This window comes from Microbacterium sp. bgisy207, assembly GCF_965345035.1.
Classification (GTDB): Bacteria; Actinomycetota; Actinomycetes; order Actinomycetales; family Microbacteriaceae; genus Microbacterium.
The window spans coordinates 15,186-32,361 of sequence record NZ_CBDRMG010000004.1 but is presented as its reverse complement, the minus strand read 5'-3'; the positions used below and the strand labels follow the sequence as shown (position 1 = coordinate 32,361).

The following is a 17,176-nucleotide window of genomic DNA, read 5'->3' as shown; positions in this document are numbered from 1 at the left end:
CGGCGAAATATGGCTGCTTCGCTGGCTGCTTCGCTGGATGCATCGGGTCACGGGATGCCGCGGTCTGGCGCGTAGGGTGAGGTCATGGCGCGCCGGCAGACTCCCGCGGATGCCGTACTTGTCACGAGCCGGATTCGTGCGCTGGTGGCGTGTTCCCATCCGGGTCCCACGGTCGTTGTCACCGTCCTTGCCGGGTTGCTCGCCATCGCCGCAGGTATCGGGGTCGACCGGGTCGCTCTGACGGTCGCGGCTGTGCTTCTCGGGCAACTGTCGGTCGGGTGGTCCAACGACGCCATCGATGCCGAGCGCGATATCGCCATCGGGCGCCGTGACAAGCCGATCGCGGCGGGCGCGATTTCGCGCAGAGTGGTCGCCGCAGCGGCCGGTGTGGCGCTGTCTCTCGCGGTGGTTGTCTCGGCCGTCATCGGATGGCAGTTCTGTGTCGCGCACGTCATCGCCCTGGCATCGGCGTGGGCCTACAACGCGTGGCTGAAGTTCACGGCGGCATCGGTGATCCCGTTCGCCGTGAGTTTCGGCATCCTGCCCTCGCTCGCGACACTGGCAGGGCCCGTGCCCATGATGGCTCCCTGGTGGCAGAGTGCGGCCGGAGCGCTCCTGGGCATCGCCGTTCACCTGACCAATGTCCTCCCGGATCTTGCCGACGATGAGGCGACGGGGGTGCGCGGGCTCGGCCACCGGCTGGGTGCCACCCCGAGCGCAGTCGCGGCCTTCGCTGCCGTCGTGGGAGGGACCGTCGTCGTCTTCGTAGGCTCGGTCGGGACGACGCCGATCGTCGTGGCCCTCGTCGCGTCGGTAAGCGTTGTGGCGTGCGCGATCGCGGGGCTGATTCGGGCACTCCGCACACCCGACCGCATGGTCTTTCGCCTGGTGATGGTGGCAGGGCTGATTCTTGCCGCGCAGTTGGTCGTCACCGCGTTTGCGGCGTAAGACTGCCTTCCCTGGCATCCGGATCGAAACCCATCCCGTACGCGTGCGCGAGGAGCCGCGCCGGCGCGAGACGGATGCCTGCATGTCGCGCCGCCGCGCCGAGGCTGCCGTGCCCACGTCCCGCGACGGTGTTGAGCGCAGCGATTCGGGATGCGGTCCGGGCGGCGTCTCGCCTCCGTCGCTCCCACGCGGACAGCTGCGGCGGCGGCTGTCCGGTTCTGCCCCAGTCCGCCAGGAGGGGCGCGAGCGTCGCGGCGTCGATGAGGCCCAGGTTCAGTCCCTGACCGCCGATGGGGCTCACTTCATGGGCGGCGTCGCCGATCGCGAACACCCGACCGCGGTGCATCCGGCGGGCCGTGAAACGTCCGACACCGAAGCCCGTCGCGGTCGCAACCCCGTCGGCGGCCACGCCCGCGCGGACGGTCAGCGCGGCTCGCAGGGCATCGGCGTCCTCCAGCGAGGACTCGGGCGGTCGTGGACGGTGCCAGGCGACGAATCGACGAAGCCCGCCCGGGAGGGGAAAGGACTCGAGCACGCCGTCCCGGTGCAGGTGGACGATCGCACGGGGTCCCTCGCCGGTGTCGTCTCGCACGTCGGCCATCACGTAGCGGTCCGGATAGGCGCGGCGCCGTCCGTCGTGGGTGAGGTCGCTGATGCTGCGGGACCGCGATCCCGCCGCGATCACGACAACATCGCCGCGCACATCGCCCCGGTCGGTGACCACCCGGCATGACGGTCCGTCGTCGATCACCCGCGTGACCCGGCATCCGCGCTGCGGCTCGACGGCGCCGTGGGAGGCTGCCGTTGCCGCGATCGCCGCTTCTGTGGCCTCCTGCGGCAGGGTCGCAACGAAGGGAAAGGACGCGAGCGACCCCGTGCGGGCGCGGTCGAAGCGGATGGTCGCGATGGTTCTGCCGTCGATCCGTGCCTCACCCTCGCTCACGCGCAGGGCCCGGTCGAGAATGCGGTCCGTCGCGCCGGACGGGGACATCGCGCGCAGCGCGGCCGAATGGATGCCGATCGCGCGAGTGCCTGCGCCGGGGGTGGCTCGCGCTTCGAGGGTGAGGTGCTCGACCCCGAGCCGGGCGAGTTCGGCGGCCAGAAGCGAGCCCACCGGCCCGGCCCCGACGATCACGACGCGCATGGTCACCGGATGGTCGGCGTCTCGATCCGGCGGGTGGCGAGGACACGGAACGGCGCGGGAGCCGTGACGGTCCAGCCCGGCGGAACCTCGTGCTGCAACTCGCCGACGGTGTAGGAACGGCGGATCGAGCGGAGCCCGTCGGTGAGGAGAAACGTCCCGGGCGTCAGTGGCAGTGACCCCACCGCGTAGAGGCTCCACGCCATGCGGCTTCGTGCGATGTCGTTGTGCAACGCCAGATCGGCGCCCAGCGCCTCCGAATGCCGGAACAGCTCGGTCAGCTGCTCCGCGCTGAGGTGATGAAGCACATGGTTGGAGACGACCACGTCGAACCGCTCGCCCGCGTCGACGAGGTCGGCTGCGTACGCGCTGCGAAAGCTCACCCCGGGTTCACGGGGACGCGACAGCGCGATGGCGAGGCACCGCGGGTCGGGATCGATTCCCACGACCTCCACGGCGAAGCCGTCTCGACGAGCGCGTCGGGCAATCCCGAGCGCGACGTCGCCGCCTCCGCAGCCGACATCGACGAGGCGGGTCGGCCGCGGGCGCGGGCTGGCGCTCCGGGCGCGGAGGAAGGGACGCAGGTGCGTGGCGTAGATCCTTCCCCAGCCCGAGACCGCGCGGTTCACGAGCCCGAAGCGACGTACCGTGCGTCGCAGCCTGTCCTCGTCGCAGGCGGGATCGTCCATCAGCTCCCGCAGAGCCTCATCACGAACCCGCACCGGGAGCCTGCCTCTCGCGCGAGGCGACCGCAGCGTCCGCAGACCGACGCGGGACGACGCGCGCCGTTGCCGTCTCGACCGCCAGGCCGGGGCCGAAGGCGGTGACAAGTACCCGCTCGTCGTGAGCCGCGGTCGGGTCGCGCAGGAGATCCGCGAGGATGAAGAGCACGGTGGCCGAGGACATGTTGCCGTAGTCGCGCAGAATCCGTCGGGACCGCTGCAGGGCGCCCTCGTCGAGCTGCATAGCCTGCTCGAACCGATCGAGGATGCTCCGGCCTCCCGGGTGGACCACCCACTGGTCGACGGTCCCCACGCGCTCGAGCACGGGTGCGAGCGCGGCCTGCACCTCTCGTCCGACGATGCGGGGTACGTTGCCGGTGAGCGTCATCTCGAAGCCGTGGTCCCCGATGATCCATGCCATGTCCTGCTCACCGTCGGTGGTCAGCGCGGTGGTGAAGCCGGTCAGTTCGAGAGCCCAGGACGGACGGTCCGGCGACGGCCCAGCACCCTCGCCGCCGTCGAACCGGGCCTCGCGCGCGGTGACGACCGCCGCCGCCGCGCCGTCCGCGAAGACCGCGGAGGCCACGATCTGGTCCGGGTCGGGTGAGGAGCGGATGTGGATGGAACACACTTCGGCGCAGGCGACGAGCACGGTTGCGGTGGGGTCTGCGGTACAGATGCGCCACGCCGATCGCAGCGCGGGAATCGCCGCAGCGCACCCCATGAACCCGATGTGCTCGCGCTCCACGGTCGGATCGAGCGCGAGGTCGCGCACCAGTCGGTACTCCGGTCCGGGTGCGTAGAAGCCCGTGCAGCTGGCCGTGACGACGTGCGTGATCTCGCTCGGTTCCACTCCCGCGCTGCGCAGTGCGCGCCGGGCGGCGGTCTCGGAAAGCCGCGGCGCTTCCCGCGCGTACCGCTCGTTGCGTGCGGCGGTCCCCGGGCTGCGGACCGCGCCATGCTCCGCGTCGATGAAGATCCCGTCGCCGCCGGCGAGATCATCGATGACCGTGTGACGCCGGTCGATGGCCGACCCGTCGTAGGCAGCGCGGATGATCCGGGCCGTCAGCGGCGCGACATCCGGTTGGGCAAGGAAGAGATCCCGCACCTGGGTCTGGGAGAGCGCGAATTCCGGCACCGCCGTGCCGATGCCGATGAGCTGGACTCCCATGCACTCACCCTAGGCTCCGGGTGCCCCTCGAGGGCCGGGTCAGCCGAAGATCATCGGGCGGTCGTCGTCCTCGGGGGCGCTCAGTCCCAGTCGTGATCGGTCGAGGTCCACGACGACGGGCACGTGGTCGCTCGGGGCTTCGCCCTTGCGCTCGTTGCGGTGAATCGCGGCATCCGTGACGGCATCCGCGAACGCGCGCGAACCGAGGATGAAGTCGATGCGCATGCCTTCGTTGCGCGGGAACCGCAGCTGCTTGTAATCCCAGTACGTGAACCCCGTCGGCACGAGTGGCCGCACGACGTCGGTGAGTCCGGCGTTCTCGAGCGCAGCGAACGCGTCACGCTCCGGCCCCGAGACGTGGGTCGAGAACCCTTCGATGACCGCGGGATCGCCGTTGTCGGCATCCGTCGGGGCGATGTTGAAGTCGCCCACCAGGGCAAGGGGCAGATCCGGTTCAGCGGAGAGCGTGCGCGCCGCGTATTCGCGGAGGGCGTCGAGCCAGTGGAGCTTGTAGACGTAGTGGGGGTCCTCGAGGGCGCGGCCGTTGGGCACGTACAGGCTCCATACCCGGACGCCGTCGATCGTCGCTCCGATCGCCCGGGCCTCCTGCGGCGCATCCGGACCCTCGTGACCCTTAGCGAACCCCGGCATCGCGGGAAAGGACGTCTCCACCTCGGTGGGTCGCGAGCGGCTGGCGATCGCGACCCCGTTCCACTGGGAGAACCCGTGTGCTTCGACGTGGAACCCGGCCTGTTCGAACTGCTCGAAGGGGAATTGCTCCACCTTGCACTTGATCTCTTGCATTGCGAGCACGTCGATGTCCTCGCGCACGGCGAAGTCGACGATCCGGTCGACACGGGCGCGGACCGAGTTCACGTTCCAGGTGGCAACACGCATGATCCCAGCCTAGGGTCGCCCGCCGACGCGCCACGCGCCGGGTCGGGAGGCACACAGCCGCGGCGATCTGCACAACCACGGGCAGATGTGGGCGGAGCATCTGTGGTTGTGCAGATCCCTGCTGTGGTGCCGGCTGGGCCGGGCTGGGTCCCGCTGTGGTGCGTGCGGGCCGGGCGGCGCCGTACCCCGGAGATCCGCACAACCGCGGATGCATTCGCGCGAGGCATCCGTTGTTGTTCAGATCCCTGTCGTTGTGCGGCTGGGGCTGGGCAGGTGCGGCCGTGCCGGGGCGGCGGATGCTGCGCCTAGAGCTCGCGCAGGATCTGCTCGACCCTCTCCTTGGCGTCGCCGAAGAGCATCTGCGCGTTCTCGCGGAAGAACAGCGGGTTCTGCACCCCGGCGTAGCCCGAGGCCATCGACCGCTTGAACACGATGACGTTGTCGGCCTCCCACACCCGCAGCACCGGCATCCCGGCGATGGGGCTGCCGGGATCTTCGGCGGCGGCGGGGTTGACGGTGTCGTTCGCGCCGATGACCAGGACGACGGCCGTCTCGGCGAAGTCGTCGTTGATCTCGTCCATCTCGAACACGATGTCGTAGGGAACCTTGGCCTCTGCCAGCAGCACGTTCATGTGGCCCGGGAGGCGCCCGGCGACCGGATGGATGCCGAAGCGCACGTCCACGCCCCGCTCACGCAGCCGCGACGTGAGCTCGGCGACGGGGTACTGCGCCTGCGCGACCGCCATCCCGTAGCCGGGGGTGATGATGACGCGGTCGGCGTCGGCGAGCAGCTCCGCGGCTCCGGTGACGTCGATCTCGCGGTGTTCGCCGGTCTCGGCATCCGTCGCCCGGGGAGCTTCGATACCGAACCCGCCGGCGATGACGGAGATGAACGAGCGGTTCATCGCGCGGCACATGATGTACGACAGGTAGGCGCCCGAGGACCCGACGAGCGCGCCGGTGACGATCAGCAGGTCGTTGCTCAGGATGAAGCCCGCTGCGGCAGCCGCCCAGCCCGAGTAGCTGTTGAGCATCGAGACGACGACGGGCATGTCGCCGCCGCCGATCGAGGCCACGAGGTGCCAGCCCAGCAGCAGGGCGAGGATCGTCACGACGATCAGCAGCCACAGCTCGGGGGTGATGACGTACCAGACCGTCAGGCCGACGAACGCGACCAGCGCGCCGAGGTTGAGGACGTTCTTGCCCGGGAGCATGAGCGGCGTGGACGAGATCCGCGCCGAGAGCTTGAGGAACGCGACGATCGATCCCGTGAAGGTGACGGCACCGATGAAGACCCCGATGAACACTTCGGCGTGATGGATGCCGAGCAGGGCGCCGCCGATGTGCCCGGGGTCCAGAGCGCCGTTCCAGCCGACGATGACGGCGGCGAGGCCCACGAAGCTGTGCAGCAGAGCGATGAGCTCGGGCATCCCCGTCATCTCGACCACGCGTGCGCGCCACAGGCCGATCGACCCGCCGACGAGGACGGCGACCACCAGCAGAACGAGCCCCATCGTCGCCTGCGGCTGGCCCCACAGCTGTTCGACCGTCAGCCACACGGTCGCGGCGATCGCGATGACCATGCCGCCGATCCCGAAGGCGACGCCGCGGCGGGCGGTCTCGTGCTTGCTCAGGCCGTGGAGGCTGAGAATGAACAGCAGCGCGGCGACGAGGTACGCGGCGCCGGCGACGGATGCCGCAACCGACCCGGTCATCGGGTCTCACCTTTCGAGAACATCGCGAGCATGCGTCGGGTCACGGCGAAGCCTCCGAAGATGTTGATGCTCGCCAGAAGAACGGCGACCGCGGCGAGGATCTGCACGACGAGCACCCCCGACGCGAGCTGCAGCATCGCGCCGACGACGATGATGCCCGAGATCGCGTTCGTGACGCTCATGAGCGGGGTGTGCAAGGCGTGGTGGACCTTTCCGATCACGAAGAAGCCGATGATGATCGACAGCACCAGCACCGTGAAGTGCTGCGGGATCGGTGCGGGCGCGACCGCGGTCACGACGAACAGCAGCACGGCGGCAGCGCCGAGCAGCACCGGGGTCCGCCAGGCCGGAGCCGTCTTGGGCGCGGGAGGCTCGACCGGCGCCGCGGCCACGGGCTTCGGCGCTGCCGAGACCTGCACCGGCGGTGGCGGCCACGTCGACTCCCCGTCTCGCACGATCATCACGCCGCGCTGCACGACATCGTCGACGTCGATCGTGAGGACCCCGTCCTTGCCGGGAGTGAGCAGAGCGATGAGGTTGTAGAGGTTCGTCGAGTACAGCTGCGACGCCTGCGCGGGCAGCCGTCCGGCCAGATCGGTGTACCCGAGGATCACGACGCCGTTGTCGGTCACGACCCGCTCGCCGGCGATCGAGCCTTCGACGTTGCCGCCCTGCGCGGCGGCCATGTCGACGATGACGCTGCCCGGCTTCATCCGTGCGACGTCGGATGCCGTGATCAGTCGCGGCGCCGCTCGCCCCGGGATGAGCGCCGTCGTGATGATGATGTCGACATCCGCGGCCTGTTCGGTGTAGATCTCTGCCGCGCGCCTGTCGTAGGCCTCGCTCGTGGCCTTGGCATAGCCGTCCGAGGACTCCATGACCTCGTCGACCTCGACAGGGAGGTACTCGCCGCCGACCGACTTCACCTGATCGGCGACCTCGGGGCGCGGGTCGGTCGCGCGCACGATCGCGCCCAGGCTCGCGGCGGTGCCGATCGCGGCGAGCCCCGCGACGCCCGCGCCCGCGACGAGCACCTTCGCGGGCGGCACCTTTCCGGCTGCCGTCACCTGCCCGGTGAAGAAGCGGCCGAACTCGTTGGCGGCCTCGACGACGGCGCGGTAGCCCGAGATGTTCGCCATCGAGCTGAGCACGTCCATCGACTGGGCGCGGGAGATGCGCGGGACGGCATCCAGGGACAGCGCCGTGATGCCGCGCGTGGCCAGCGACTCGCGGATCTCGGGCCGGAAGGCGGGTGCGAGCATCCCGATCACCGTCGCCCCGTCTCGCAGGAGGGCGACCTCGTCGGGGCCCGGCGCCGTCACGGTCACGACCACGTCGGCGCCCCAGGCGCCGGCACGGTCTGTCACGTCGGCTCCGGCATCCGTGTAGGCGGTGTCGGGGAAGGCGGAAGCCGCGCCCGCGCCCGCTTCGACGACGACGTCGTAGCCGAGGGCGAGCAGGCGCGAAACGGTGGGTGGAGTGAGGGCGACGCGGGTCTCGCCGTCGCGCTCCGCGACGATGCCGATGCGGGTCATGTACGCACTCCCTTGCTTCTGCGGGCGGGCTTCGCGGCTCTCTCCTGGGGCAGGCGCCGCGCGGGTCCGAGGCGGGCTCCGCGCGGGGCCGACTCTATCGGCGGGCTCCGCGCGGAGCCGGGACCATGGTCCTCGGCGATGAGGCCGGATCCGAGTGACACCAATCTAGGGATCCGGCGCCGCACTCTGTCGGCATCCGTCTCGGAAATATCGCCCGTTCTTTCCTAGACTCAGGCTGTGACCGCCTCTTCCACGCCCGAACTCGAAGCCGATCGTCAAGCGCTCATCGCCCTGATCGGCGCCGAAGCCGTCTTCCACGGGGACTTCACGCTCTCGAGCGGCAAGAAGGCGTCCTACTACGTCGACATGCGCAAGCTCACGCTCGATCACCGGGCGGCACCCGCGATCGGCCGGATCATGCTCGATCTCGTGCGCACCGGACTGGGTTCGGATGCCGACACCGTCGTGGCAGTCGGCGGTCTCACTCTCGGCGCCGATCCGATCGCGAACGCCGTCATGCACGCATCCGTCGGAACGGACCATCCGCTCGACGCGTTCGTGGTGCGCAAGGAACCCAAGGACCACGGCCGGGGCCGCCAGGTCGAGGGGGCAGATGTCGTCGGCAAGCGCGTGGTCGTGCTCGAGGACACCTCGACGACGGGACAGTCCGCGCTCAAGGCGGTCGAGGCGTTGCGGCGCGAGGGTGCGGAGCCGGTCGCCGTCGCGGTGATCGTCGACCGCAAGACCGGCGCACAGCAGGCGATCGAGGATGCCGGACTCACCTGGCTCGCCGCCATCGACCTCGACGATCTCGGCCTCCAGCCGCAGTAGCCGGGGTTAGTCGTCGGAGCCGGAGCCGCCGCGGCTGCGCCACCACTGCCACACCGCAACGACGAGCGCGCCGCTGATGATGATCAGCGACGTCCACAGCAGCAATGACTGTTCGAACTCGTTCACGGACGCCTCCCCTCTGCCGCGCCGGCGACGATCTTCGCAATGCGCGCCGCGCGGGTCTGCGGACGCTTGGCGAGCGCGATCTGCTGGAGCCCGTACTTCCGGGCAGACAGCGGGAAGGCATCCCAGTTCGCGCGAGCCCGAGGATTCGCATCCAGCGCAGCCACGAGATCATCCGGATCGATGCCGGCCTCAGCCTCGTCGAGCACGCTCCAGGTGCCGTTGGCCTTCGCGGCCTCGACCGCACGGATGCCGGCCTCGGCCATGATTCCTTCGGCCTCGAGGATCTCGATCCTGGCCTTGTTCGTCGCGGCCCACCCGCTCCCGGGACGCCGAGGAGCGAACCACAACCCGCTGCGCTCCTCGTCGAACACCCGGACGGGGCCGTCGATCCACCCGAAACAGAGCGCGTGCCGGATCGCGTCTTCGTACTCGACGAACGAGAGGCCGGAACCGGGGCGGGCGCGCACGAGCCAGGCGCCTGTCGAGGACTGGTGGTGTGCCGCGAGCCAGGCGCGCCACGCCGCGGCATCCGTCGCTTCGACCCGCTCGCCCTCGTCGAGAGCACCCATCACAGCCCCTCGGGAAACTCGGTCTCCTCCGGGCCCGCGGGAAGCAGTTCGGCGATCGACTCCAGGATCTCGTCCGGTCGGAAGGGGAATCGCTCCACCTCGGCCGGGTCGCTGATACCGGTGAGGACGAGCACCGTGTGAAGACCCGCCTCGATGCCCGCGACGATGTCGGTGTCCATTCGGTCGCCGATCATCCCTGTCGATTCCGAGTGCGCACCGATGCGGTTGAGAGCGGAACGGAACATCATCGGGTTGGGCTTGCCGACGACGTAGGGCTCTTTGCCGGTGGCTTTCGTGATGAGCGCGGTGATCGCGCCGGTGGCCGGCAGCAGTCCCTCCGCGGAGGGACCGGTGGCATCGGGGTTGGTGGCGATGAAGCGGGCGCCGTTCGCGATCGCACGGATCGCCTTCGTGATCGCCTCGAACGAGTAGTTGCGGGTTTCGCCGACGACGACGTAGTCGGGGTCGTTCTCGGTCATGATGAACCCCGCCTCGTGAAGTGCGGTGGTCAGCCCCGCCTCGCCGATGACGAACGCGGATGCCCCGGGTGCCTGCCCGCGCAAGAAGTCAGCCGTCGCCAGGGCGGATGTCCAGATCGCCTCTTCGGGGACGACCAGGCCGGATGCCCGCAGTCGCGCGCTCAGATCGCGCGGCGTGAAGATCGAGTTGTTCGTGAGCACCAGGAAGGGCACTCCCTGCTCGCGCCACCGCTCGATCACCTCCGCGGCGCCGGGAACGGGGATGTTCTCATGGACGAGCACGCCGTCCATGTCGGTGAGCCAGCATTCCACGTCTGCCCGGGTCCGCATGGCCACAGCGTATCCCGCCCGCGGAGGTCTAGTGTCGATCTCGTGGCGCGTACGCGGTGGGACCCCGAGTCGCTGCCCGATCTGTCCGGGCAGTCCTACCTCGTCACGGGCTCGAACGCCGGGCTCGGGTACTTCGCCAGCGAGCAACTCGCGAGGGCCGGGGCCCGCGTCATCATGTCCGGCCGAAACCCGAAGCGCCTCTCGGCCGCACGGGCCACACTTGCCGGTCGGGTTCCTGGCGCTGACATCGAGTCGCTGATCATCGATACGGCAAAGCCCGGGTCGATCCGTTCTGCCGCGGCTTCCCTGCGCACTCGCGGGCCGCTGGACGGCGTCCTGTTGAACGCCGGGATCGTGCATCCGCCCCGGCGTCGAGAGACGACCCCGGACGGCAACGAGATCGTGCTCGCGACCAACGCCCTGGGCCACTTCGCGCTCGCGGGGGAGCTCCTTGTGCCGCTGGCACGATCCGGCGGTCGGATGGTGTGGCTGGGCAGCATGTCGATCTCCCTGACGCCGTACGACCCCGCCGATCTGCAGCTGACCGAGGGTTACTCCGCGTGGCGCGCGTACGTGCAGTCCAAGGTCGTCACGACCGCCCTCGGTCTGGAAGCCGATCGGCGACTGCGGGAGCACGGCGTTCCCGTCGACAGTGTCGTCGTCCACCCGGGATACTCGACGAGCGGTCGCACGCCGGGTCTTCACGGAGTGAATCAGCCCAGCAAGATCACTCGCTTCATCGACAATCTGCAGACGCCGATCACCCAGTCCAAGGAGCACGGCGCGTGGCCTCTTGTTCGGGCGTTGATCGACCCCATGATCTCCGGTGGGCAGTTCTGGGGCCCGCAATACATCGTGAAGGGCGAACCCCGGCGGGCGCACCTTCCACGGATCGTGCGCGACCCCGAGCGCGTTTCGCGCATCTGGGAGGCGTGCGAAGCCGCGACGCGCACCCGGTGGCCGTTCACGGCGGCATCCGTCGCCCGCTGACCGGTCGAAAGCCGCGCCGTCTCCGCGCCGGGCGCGATCAGGCGCTGAGCCAGATCGCCTCGGATGCCGTCGGCGGCAGCGTCACTTCGCGGCCGTCCACGTCGATGGTCAGGTCGCCGCGGACGCACACGATACCTCCCACGTCGACGGATGCGGCGTCGAGCGCCTCGAGCAGCCCCGGGACGCGATCCGAGACCCGGAGCACGCGTCCGCAGTGTCCGAGCGGAGCGTCAGCCAAACGCACGAAGGCCTCCCGCGTGACGGTGCCGTCGGCATCCGGAATGGCATCGCCGTGGGGATCGAACCGGGGGTAGCCGAGCCGTTGGTCGATCCCCGCCAGGAGTCGATCGCTGATCGCGTGCTCGAGCACTTCGGCTTCCTCGTGCACCTCGGCCCAGGTGTAGCCGAACTCGCGGACCAGCCAGGTCTCGATGAGGCGGTGACGACGGATGACGGCGGCGGCGCGGCGCTCACCGGCCGGGGTCAGCGAAATCGGCCCGTAGGGGCGATGGGTCACGAGGCCCTGAGCGGCGAGCTTGCGCACCATCTCGGTCACGCTCGATGGGGCAAGACCGAGCTCGGTCGCAAGCTGAGACGGGGAGATCCGCTCGGTCTGCCACTCGGTGTGGTGGTAGATCGTCTTGAGGTAGTCGTCGATGGCCGCGGAGGGCATGCCGAAACCCTACCGGGGACGCCGGTCGCCCCCGATCACGCTCCGGTGAACACCAGCCACAGCAGAACGAGATTGAGGGTGATGAGCAGCCCGGCCGAGACGATCCCGAGCACGGTCGTCGCGGGCCTGTTGCGGAAGGCGCCGAGCACGCCCCGGCGTGCGGTCAGCCATACGAGGGGAATGAGCGCGAACGGGATGCCGAACGACAGCACGACCTGGCTGAGGACCAGCGCAAACGTGGGGTCGACCCCGACTCCCAGGATCAGCAGCGCGGGGATCAGCGTGATCAGACGGCGCGCAACGAGCGGAACCCGAACACGGAGCAATCCGCTCATGATCTCCGCCCCGGCGTAGGCGCCGACGGCGGTGGAGGCGAGCCCGCTCGCGAGCAGCCCGACGGCGAACAGTGTCGCGATGATCGGACCGAGTCCGTCGCGCAGCGCGGCGTACGCGCCCTCGAGCGAGTCGGTGCCCGGCACGCCGGCGAGGTTGGCGGCTGCCAGCAGCAGGATGCACAGGTTCACTGTTCCCGCGACCACCATGGCGATCGTGACGTCCCAGCGCGTCGCGGTGAGAAGCCGCCGCGTCGACACGCCCCGTCCCGCTTCCAGGTCCGCCGCGGCCGAACCCGGTGTGAACGGCGTGGGGGTGGCCGCGGGGGCGAACCGATCGCGGCTGAGGGCCGAGTGCGCATAGATGGCGTGCGGCATGACGGTCGCGCCGAGAATGGATGCCGCAAGCAGCACCGAGTCGGCGCCGTCGAATCGGGGGACCATGCCCCCGACGATGCCTGCCGGATCGGGCGGGGCGATGAACACCCCGGCGGTGAAGCCGACCGCGATCAGGACCACCAGTCCGACGATGATCACTTCGAAGGGGCGCGCGCCGCGCCGCGACTGCACCACCAGGAGGCCGAGGGAGACGACGCCGGTGATGACGCCTCCCCACAGCAGCGGGATGCCGAACAGCAGGTTCAGCGCGACAGCGCCGCCGATGACCTCTGCCACGTCCGTGGCCATCGCGACCAGCTCCGCCTGAAGCCAGTACAGTCGCCGGCCCCAGGAACTGCGGATCCGGCTGCCGAGCGCCTGAGGAAGGCTCTCGCCGGTGACCACTCCGAGCTTGGCCGACAGGTACTGGATGAGCCACGCCATGACGTTCGCGACGACGACGACCCACACCAGGAGATACCCGTACCGGGCGCCGGCGGTCATGTTGCTCGCGACGTTTCCCGGATCGAGGTAGGCGACACCGGCCACCATCGCGGGCCCGAGAAGCCAGAACAGTCGGGGCGAGCGCACCCGGGCAGCGCCGACGGTCGAGAGCGCGGGGGTCGGTGTCGTCTTCGGCATACCGAAACCCTAGCGATATTTCGGCGTGCCGAAAAGCCGTTGGTCAGCGGGACCCGGTCGCGGGCCGGCGGTCGCCGTCGGATAGATTGCTCGACGTGCCAGACGAGACCGAGCCCGAGCTCCCCCACGGTGTGGGGCCGTGGCCCGGCGGCGCCTCGGAGTGGCCGGATGACCCGCGCCTAGACCGAGATCTGCTCGCGCACGGGGACCGACGCAACGTCGTCGACCGATACCGCTACTGGCGGATGGAGGCGATCGTTGCCGACCTCGACCAGAGGCGGCATCCGTTCCACGTCGCGATCGAGAACTGGCAGCATGATCTCAACATCGGTTCGATCGTGCGCAGCGCCAACGCGTTCCTTGCCGCCGAGGTCCACATCATCGGCCGCCGTCGCTGGAACAAGCGCGGCGCCATGGTGACCGACCGCTATCAGCACGTCCGCCACCACGACGACATCGCCGCCTTCGCGACCTGGGCCTCGGGCGAAGGGTTGCCGATCCTCGCGATCGATAACGTCGAGGGCTCGCAGCCACTGCCTGCGGCGGATCTGCCCCGGCAGTGCGTCCTGCTGTTCGGGCAGGAAGGGCCGGGCCTGTCGGCCGAAGCGCTCGCCGCGGCATCCGGCACCATCGAGATCGCGCAGTACGGCTCGACTCGCTCGATCAACGCCGCCGCGGCGGCAGCCGTCGTCATGTACGAGTGGTGCCGCCGCTGGGCCTGAGGCAGGCGGATGCCTTCGACGCGCGCTCAGCCTCGGCGGCGTAGACTTCCGGGCGTGAACGGACGGATGACGCCTGCGGGCGACTGGAGGTTGTCGACGCGCTCTGCGTCGGCGGGCATGACGGCCTGAGGCCGCTGACCCTGTCGCCGGGCTCGACCCGGCGCGGCTGCCCCGCAGCCCCCCTCATCGTTCGTCTCGACGCGCCCCCGAGCCGTCGCTCCCCGGAAAGGCACGCGCATGCGTCCCCTCACCGATGCCCAGATTCGGGCATCCCTTCTCAACGCCTCGCGCAGCGAGCGCAAGAACCTCACCCTCCCGACCGACATCGTCGACACCCAGTGGGATCGACTCGACTATCTCGGCTTCCGCGATCCCAAGCTCGCGCGGATCGCCTACGTCGTCATCGACCTCGATGACGAGCCGGTCGGCATCCTGTTGCGGCAGACGGATGCCCGACCGCTGAGCCGGCCCCAGTGCTCGTGGTGCAACGACGTTCAGCTTCCCAACGATGTCGTGATGTTCGCCGCCAGACGCACGGGAGAGGCGGGCCGTCGCGGCGACAGCGTCGGCATCCTCGTGTGCGAGAACTTCGAGTGCTCCGTCAACGTGCGAAAGCTCCCGCCCTCTGCCTACCTCGGGTTCGACCGCGAGGCGGCGCGCGATCGTCGTATCGAGGCTCTGCGTGCGAACGTCGCAGAGTTCGCGCGCAGCGTCCGCGACGGGGTGTAGCTCCGCCGCCGTCTCAGGGTTGCATGATCTCGCGCAGTCGAGCCTCGCGCTCGTCGGCGAGGTCATCCAGTCGCCGGGTGAAGGCGGCGACGGATGCGGCATCCGTCGCGCCCGCGGCGCGTGTGACTGCCGAGCCGATCGGTGTCCCGGGGCGCACCGCCAGGGGAACGACCCCCGCCCAGACCGTGTGGTCCTCGCCGTCATCGGCGGTGTCGCCGACCCCGTCGAAGCGGACCTTGACGCTCGCCTGATCGAGCGGTACCTGCAGCACCTGCGTTGCACGCACCTCTTTGCGCGTCATCTCGCGCACCTCGGCGCGTCGGCCTGGCATCAGGTGGTCCGAGACCTGCCAGAGCGCCCGATCACGCAGGTCCTCGGGGACGACTCTGGCATTTCCGAACACGACGGCGCTGCGGTAGTTCGCCGAGCTTTCGAAGGTGGATGCCGCGAAGACGAGTCCGTCGACGTGCGTCACGGTCACCGACACTGGGACACCCTCTCGTGCGGCATCCAGGAACAGCCCGCCGCCGGTCGACCCGTGCAGGAGCAGCACGGGGCCGTCGCCGAGGTCGCCGACCCCGTAGAGGTAGGGCAGCACGATCGGCATCCCGTCGCGGACGAAACCCACATGGGCGACGAGGCCTTCGGTGAGGATCTCGCGCAGCATCTCGGCATCCGTGTTCTGGCGCTGGGGTTTGCGTCGCACCTGAAGCGAGGGCGATGCTGGACTGTCTGAACTCATACGTTGAGGGTAGGGCTGAGCCACGCCTGGCCCCGCAATCGCCAGCCGAGCGTCGCGGCCCGAGCGAGCATGTAGACACCGAAGAATGCGACCGACAGCCACGCGAGGCCGGCGGCGCCGCCCGGGTGGAAGACAGCGACGAGGGCCAGCGCAGGCAGGAACGGTACGAGGTTGAGCACGCCTGCCACAGCGAGGTATCGGGCGTCGCCGGCGCCGATCAGGACGCCGTCCCAGACGAAGACGAGACCGCACAGCGGCTGGGCGACGGCAAGCACGAGAAGAGCGGGTTGCACGATCGCGGCAAGCTCCGGGTCGCCGGTGAAGAGCAGCCCGATGACTCCGGATGCCGCCGCGACCCCCGCCCCGACGAGGATGCCGAACCACAGGCCCCAGGCGCTCGTGCGTTGGAGGACTTTGCGTACGCGAGCATGGTCTTCCTCGCCGAGGGACTTTCCGATGAGTGCTTGAGCGGCGATCGCGAGGGCGTCGAGCGCGAACGCCGCTGCCGAGAAGACCGTGTACGCGACCTGCCAGCCTGCGAGCTCATCGGTGCCGAGCCCTGTGGCCACGGCGACGGTGGTCAGCAGCGCGATCCGCAGCGACACCGTCCGCAGGAACAGCCAGCCGCCGGTACGGGCAGAGCCGCGCACCCCGCGGGCCGACGGGCGGACCTGCGCCGAGTGCCGGTGCGCCAGTCGGCCGATGACACCGATGTACGCGACGACCATGCCCCACTGGGCGAGCACGGTCCCGACCGCGGAGCCGGCGATCCCCCACCCGAGGCCGTAGATGAAGATCGCGTTCAGTGCGGCATTCGCGCCGAAGCCGGCCGCCGCGATCCACAGCGGCGTGACGGTGTCCTGCATCCCGCGCAGCAGCCCGGTCGCCGCGAACACGATGAGCATCGCGGGAAGCCCCCACATCGAGATCTGCAGGTAGGTCACCGCGTCGGCGGCTACCGCCTCGGTAGCCCCGAAGAGCGAGACGAGGGGTGGTGTCGCGAGTGATCCGGCAAGGGCCAGGATCGCGCCGAGCCCCAGCGCAAGCCAGAGGCCGTCGATACCGACCGAGACCGCCGAGCGGGCGTCGCCGGCGCCGAACCGCCGTGCGACGGCCGGGGTCGTCGAGTAGGCGAGGAAGACCATGAGCCCGACGATCGTCTGCAGAATTGCCGAGGCGATCCCGAGGGCGGCAAGCGGCACGGTGCCCAGGTGCCCGACGAGGGCCGAATCGACGATCAGGAACAGCGGTTCCGCCATGAGCGCGCCCAGCGCCGGCACCGCGAGCCGCAGGATGTCGCGGTTCAGCGTCGACGGTGCGTCGCTGTCGGGTCGAGAAGGCACGACCCGAGCCTAGGGTTCCGTGCCGCCGAGCCGGATGACGCGCGCCGCGCTGTCTGTCCGGAGTTCGCTTGCCGCAACACGCCGTGTGCGGCATCCGTCGCCCGCGTCTTGCGGCAACCGAACCGTCGGGGGCTGTGCCGGTCGTCGGTTGGCTTGCCGCA

General features: G+C 69.8%; 17 protein-coding genes. 5 read left to right on the top strand and 12 right to left on the bottom strand.

Features of this window, described 5'->3' with window-relative positions; translation table 11 throughout:
• Positions 1 to 84 precede the first annotated feature (84 nt).
• On the top strand, positions 85 to 948 hold the full coding sequence (locus ACSGC5_RS04630; RefSeq protein WP_434969448.1) for a UbiA family prenyltransferase: 864 nt from the start codon (positions 85 to 87) through the stop codon (positions 946 to 948).
• Here the strand turns inward: ACSGC5_RS04630 and ACSGC5_RS04625 are convergent.
• The 6 genes from ACSGC5_RS04625 to ACSGC5_RS04600 form a co-directional block, all read right to left on the bottom strand.
• Positions 929 to 2,092 (bottom strand): FAD-dependent oxidoreductase, encoded by a 1,164-nt coding sequence (locus tag ACSGC5_RS04625; RefSeq protein ID WP_434969629.1) that lies wholly within the window; start codon positions 2,090 to 2,092, stop codon positions 929 to 931. The genes ACSGC5_RS04630 and ACSGC5_RS04625 overlap by 20 nt on opposite strands.
• Positions 2,093 to 2,094: 2 nt before the next feature.
• Positions 2,095 to 2,811, bottom strand: coding sequence for a methyltransferase domain-containing protein (locus ACSGC5_RS04620; protein ID WP_434969447.1), 717 nt, complete (start codon positions 2,809 to 2,811; stop codon positions 2,095 to 2,097).
• Positions 2,798 to 3,982, bottom strand: a complete 1,185-nt coding sequence (locus ACSGC5_RS04615) for a type III polyketide synthase (protein WP_434969446.1) — start codon at positions 3,980 to 3,982, stop codon at positions 2,798 to 2,800. The genes ACSGC5_RS04620 and ACSGC5_RS04615 overlap by 14 nt, the downstream gene beginning before the upstream one ends.
• Positions 3,983 to 4,021: 39 nt before the next feature.
• Positions 4,022 to 4,879, bottom strand: a complete 858-nt coding sequence (locus ACSGC5_RS04610; protein WP_434969444.1) for an exodeoxyribonuclease III — start codon at positions 4,877 to 4,879, stop codon at positions 4,022 to 4,024.
• Positions 4,880 to 5,184: 305 nt separating this feature from the next.
• On the bottom strand, positions 5,185 to 6,594 hold the full coding sequence (pntB, locus tag ACSGC5_RS04605; protein ID WP_434969442.1) for a Re/Si-specific NAD(P)(+) transhydrogenase subunit beta: 1,410 nt from the start codon (positions 6,592 to 6,594) through the stop codon (positions 5,185 to 5,187).
• The gene (locus ACSGC5_RS04600) at positions 6,591 to 8,129 is read right to left on the bottom strand and encodes a Re/Si-specific NAD(P)(+) transhydrogenase subunit alpha (protein WP_434969441.1); all 1,539 of its coding nucleotides are present in this window, start codon (positions 8,127 to 8,129) and stop codon (positions 6,591 to 6,593) included. The genes pntB and ACSGC5_RS04600 overlap by 4 nt, the downstream gene beginning before the upstream one ends.
• A gap of 237 nt (positions 8,130 to 8,366) precedes the next feature.
• Here ACSGC5_RS04600 and pyrE point away from each other — a divergent pair, with 237 nt between their 5' ends.
• The gene (gene pyrE, locus ACSGC5_RS04595; RefSeq protein WP_434969440.1) at positions 8,367 to 8,960 is read left to right on the top strand and encodes an orotate phosphoribosyltransferase; all 594 of its coding nucleotides are present in this window, start codon (positions 8,367 to 8,369) and stop codon (positions 8,958 to 8,960) included.
• 122 nt (positions 8,961 to 9,082) lie between these two features.
• On the opposite strand, the gene ACSGC5_RS04590 is transcribed toward pyrE, so the two are convergent.
• Complete coding sequence (locus ACSGC5_RS04590) at positions 9,083 to 9,655, bottom strand: YdeI/OmpD-associated family protein (RefSeq protein WP_434969439.1); 573 nt, start codon at positions 9,653 to 9,655, stop codon at positions 9,083 to 9,085.
• Positions 9,655 to 10,464, bottom strand: coding sequence for an HAD-IIA family hydrolase (locus ACSGC5_RS04585; RefSeq protein WP_434969438.1), 810 nt, complete (start codon positions 10,462 to 10,464; stop codon positions 9,655 to 9,657). Before ACSGC5_RS04585 ends, ACSGC5_RS04590 begins: the two co-directional genes overlap by 1 nt.
• Positions 10,465 to 10,506: 42 nt before the next feature.
• Between ACSGC5_RS04585 and ACSGC5_RS04580 the strand changes: the two genes are divergently transcribed.
• On the top strand, positions 10,507 to 11,454 hold the full coding sequence (locus ACSGC5_RS04580; protein WP_434969437.1) for an SDR family NAD(P)-dependent oxidoreductase: 948 nt from the start codon (positions 10,507 to 10,509) through the stop codon (positions 11,452 to 11,454).
• A 37-nt stretch (positions 11,455 to 11,491) separates the two neighbouring features.
• Here ACSGC5_RS04580 and ACSGC5_RS04575 read toward each other — a convergent pair whose 3' ends face one another.
• Positions 11,492 to 12,127, bottom strand: coding sequence for a metal-dependent transcriptional regulator (locus ACSGC5_RS04575; RefSeq protein WP_434969436.1), 636 nt, complete (start codon positions 12,125 to 12,127; stop codon positions 11,492 to 11,494).
• Positions 12,128 to 12,162: 35 nt separating this feature from the next.
• Positions 12,163 to 13,479: an Nramp family divalent metal transporter gene (locus tag ACSGC5_RS04570; RefSeq protein ID WP_434969435.1), complete on the bottom strand. Its 1,317-nt coding sequence runs from the start codon at positions 13,477 to 13,479 to the stop codon at positions 12,163 to 12,165.
• Between the two features lie 86 nt (positions 13,480 to 13,565).
• Here ACSGC5_RS04570 and ACSGC5_RS04565 point away from each other — a divergent pair, with 86 nt between their 5' ends.
• Together ACSGC5_RS04565 and ACSGC5_RS04560 are read left to right on the top strand one after the other, a co-directional pair.
• Entirely contained in the window at positions 13,566 to 14,201 is a 636-nt protein-coding gene (locus ACSGC5_RS04565; RefSeq protein ID WP_434969434.1) for a TrmH family RNA methyltransferase, read from the top strand.
• 237 nt (positions 14,202 to 14,438) lie between these two features.
• The gene (locus tag ACSGC5_RS04560) at positions 14,439 to 14,930 is read left to right on the top strand and encodes an FBP domain-containing protein (RefSeq protein WP_434969433.1); all 492 of its coding nucleotides are present in this window, start codon (positions 14,439 to 14,441) and stop codon (positions 14,928 to 14,930) included.
• 13 nt (positions 14,931 to 14,943) lie between these two features.
• On the opposite strand, the gene ACSGC5_RS04555 is transcribed toward ACSGC5_RS04560, so the two are convergent.
• Positions 14,944 to 15,672, bottom strand: coding sequence for a pyridoxamine 5'-phosphate oxidase family protein (locus tag ACSGC5_RS04555; protein ID WP_434969432.1), 729 nt, complete (start codon positions 15,670 to 15,672; stop codon positions 14,944 to 14,946).
• Positions 15,669 to 17,015, bottom strand: coding sequence for an MATE family efflux transporter (locus ACSGC5_RS04550; RefSeq protein WP_434969431.1), 1,347 nt, complete (start codon positions 17,013 to 17,015; stop codon positions 15,669 to 15,671). Before ACSGC5_RS04550 ends, ACSGC5_RS04555 begins: the two co-directional genes overlap by 4 nt.
• Between the last annotated feature and the right edge of the window lie 161 nt (positions 17,016 to 17,176).

Coding starts and splice junctions, on each gene's coding strand:
- ACSGC5_RS04630 (WP_434969448.1), top strand. CDS start 85: ATGGCGCGCCGGCAGACTCCCGCGGATGCCGTACTTGTCACGAGCCGG.
- ACSGC5_RS04625 (WP_434969629.1), bottom strand. CDS start 2,092: ATGCGCGTCGTGATCGTCGGGGCCGGGCCGGTGGGCTCGCTTCTGGCC.
- ACSGC5_RS04615 (WP_434969446.1), bottom strand. CDS start 3,982: ATGGGAGTCCAGCTCATCGGCATCGGCACGGCGGTGCCGGAATTCGCG.
- ACSGC5_RS04610 (WP_434969444.1), bottom strand. CDS start 4,879: ATGCGTGTTGCCACCTGGAACGTGAACTCGGTCCGCGCCCGTGTCGAC.
- pntB (WP_434969442.1), bottom strand. CDS start 6,594: ATGACCGGGTCGGTTGCGGCATCCGTCGCCGGCGCCGCGTACCTCGTC.
- ACSGC5_RS04600 (WP_434969441.1), bottom strand. CDS start 8,129: ATGACCCGCATCGGCATCGTCGCGGAGCGCGACGGCGAGACCCGCGTC.
- ACSGC5_RS04590 (WP_434969439.1), bottom strand. CDS start 9,655: ATGGGTGCTCTCGACGAGGGCGAGCGGGTCGAAGCGACGGATGCCGCG.
- ACSGC5_RS04585 (WP_434969438.1), bottom strand. CDS start 10,464: ATGCGGACCCGGGCAGACGTGGAATGCTGGCTCACCGACATGGACGGC.
- ACSGC5_RS04575 (WP_434969436.1), bottom strand. CDS start 12,127: ATGCCCTCCGCGGCCATCGACGACTACCTCAAGACGATCTACCACCAC.
- ACSGC5_RS04570 (WP_434969435.1), bottom strand. CDS start 13,479: ATGCCGAAGACGACACCGACCCCCGCGCTCTCGACCGTCGGCGCTGCC.
- ACSGC5_RS04560 (WP_434969433.1), top strand. CDS start 14,439: ATGCGTCCCCTCACCGATGCCCAGATTCGGGCATCCCTTCTCAACGCC.
- ACSGC5_RS04555 (WP_434969432.1), bottom strand. CDS start 15,672: ATGAGTTCAGACAGTCCAGCATCGCCCTCGCTTCAGGTGCGACGCAAA.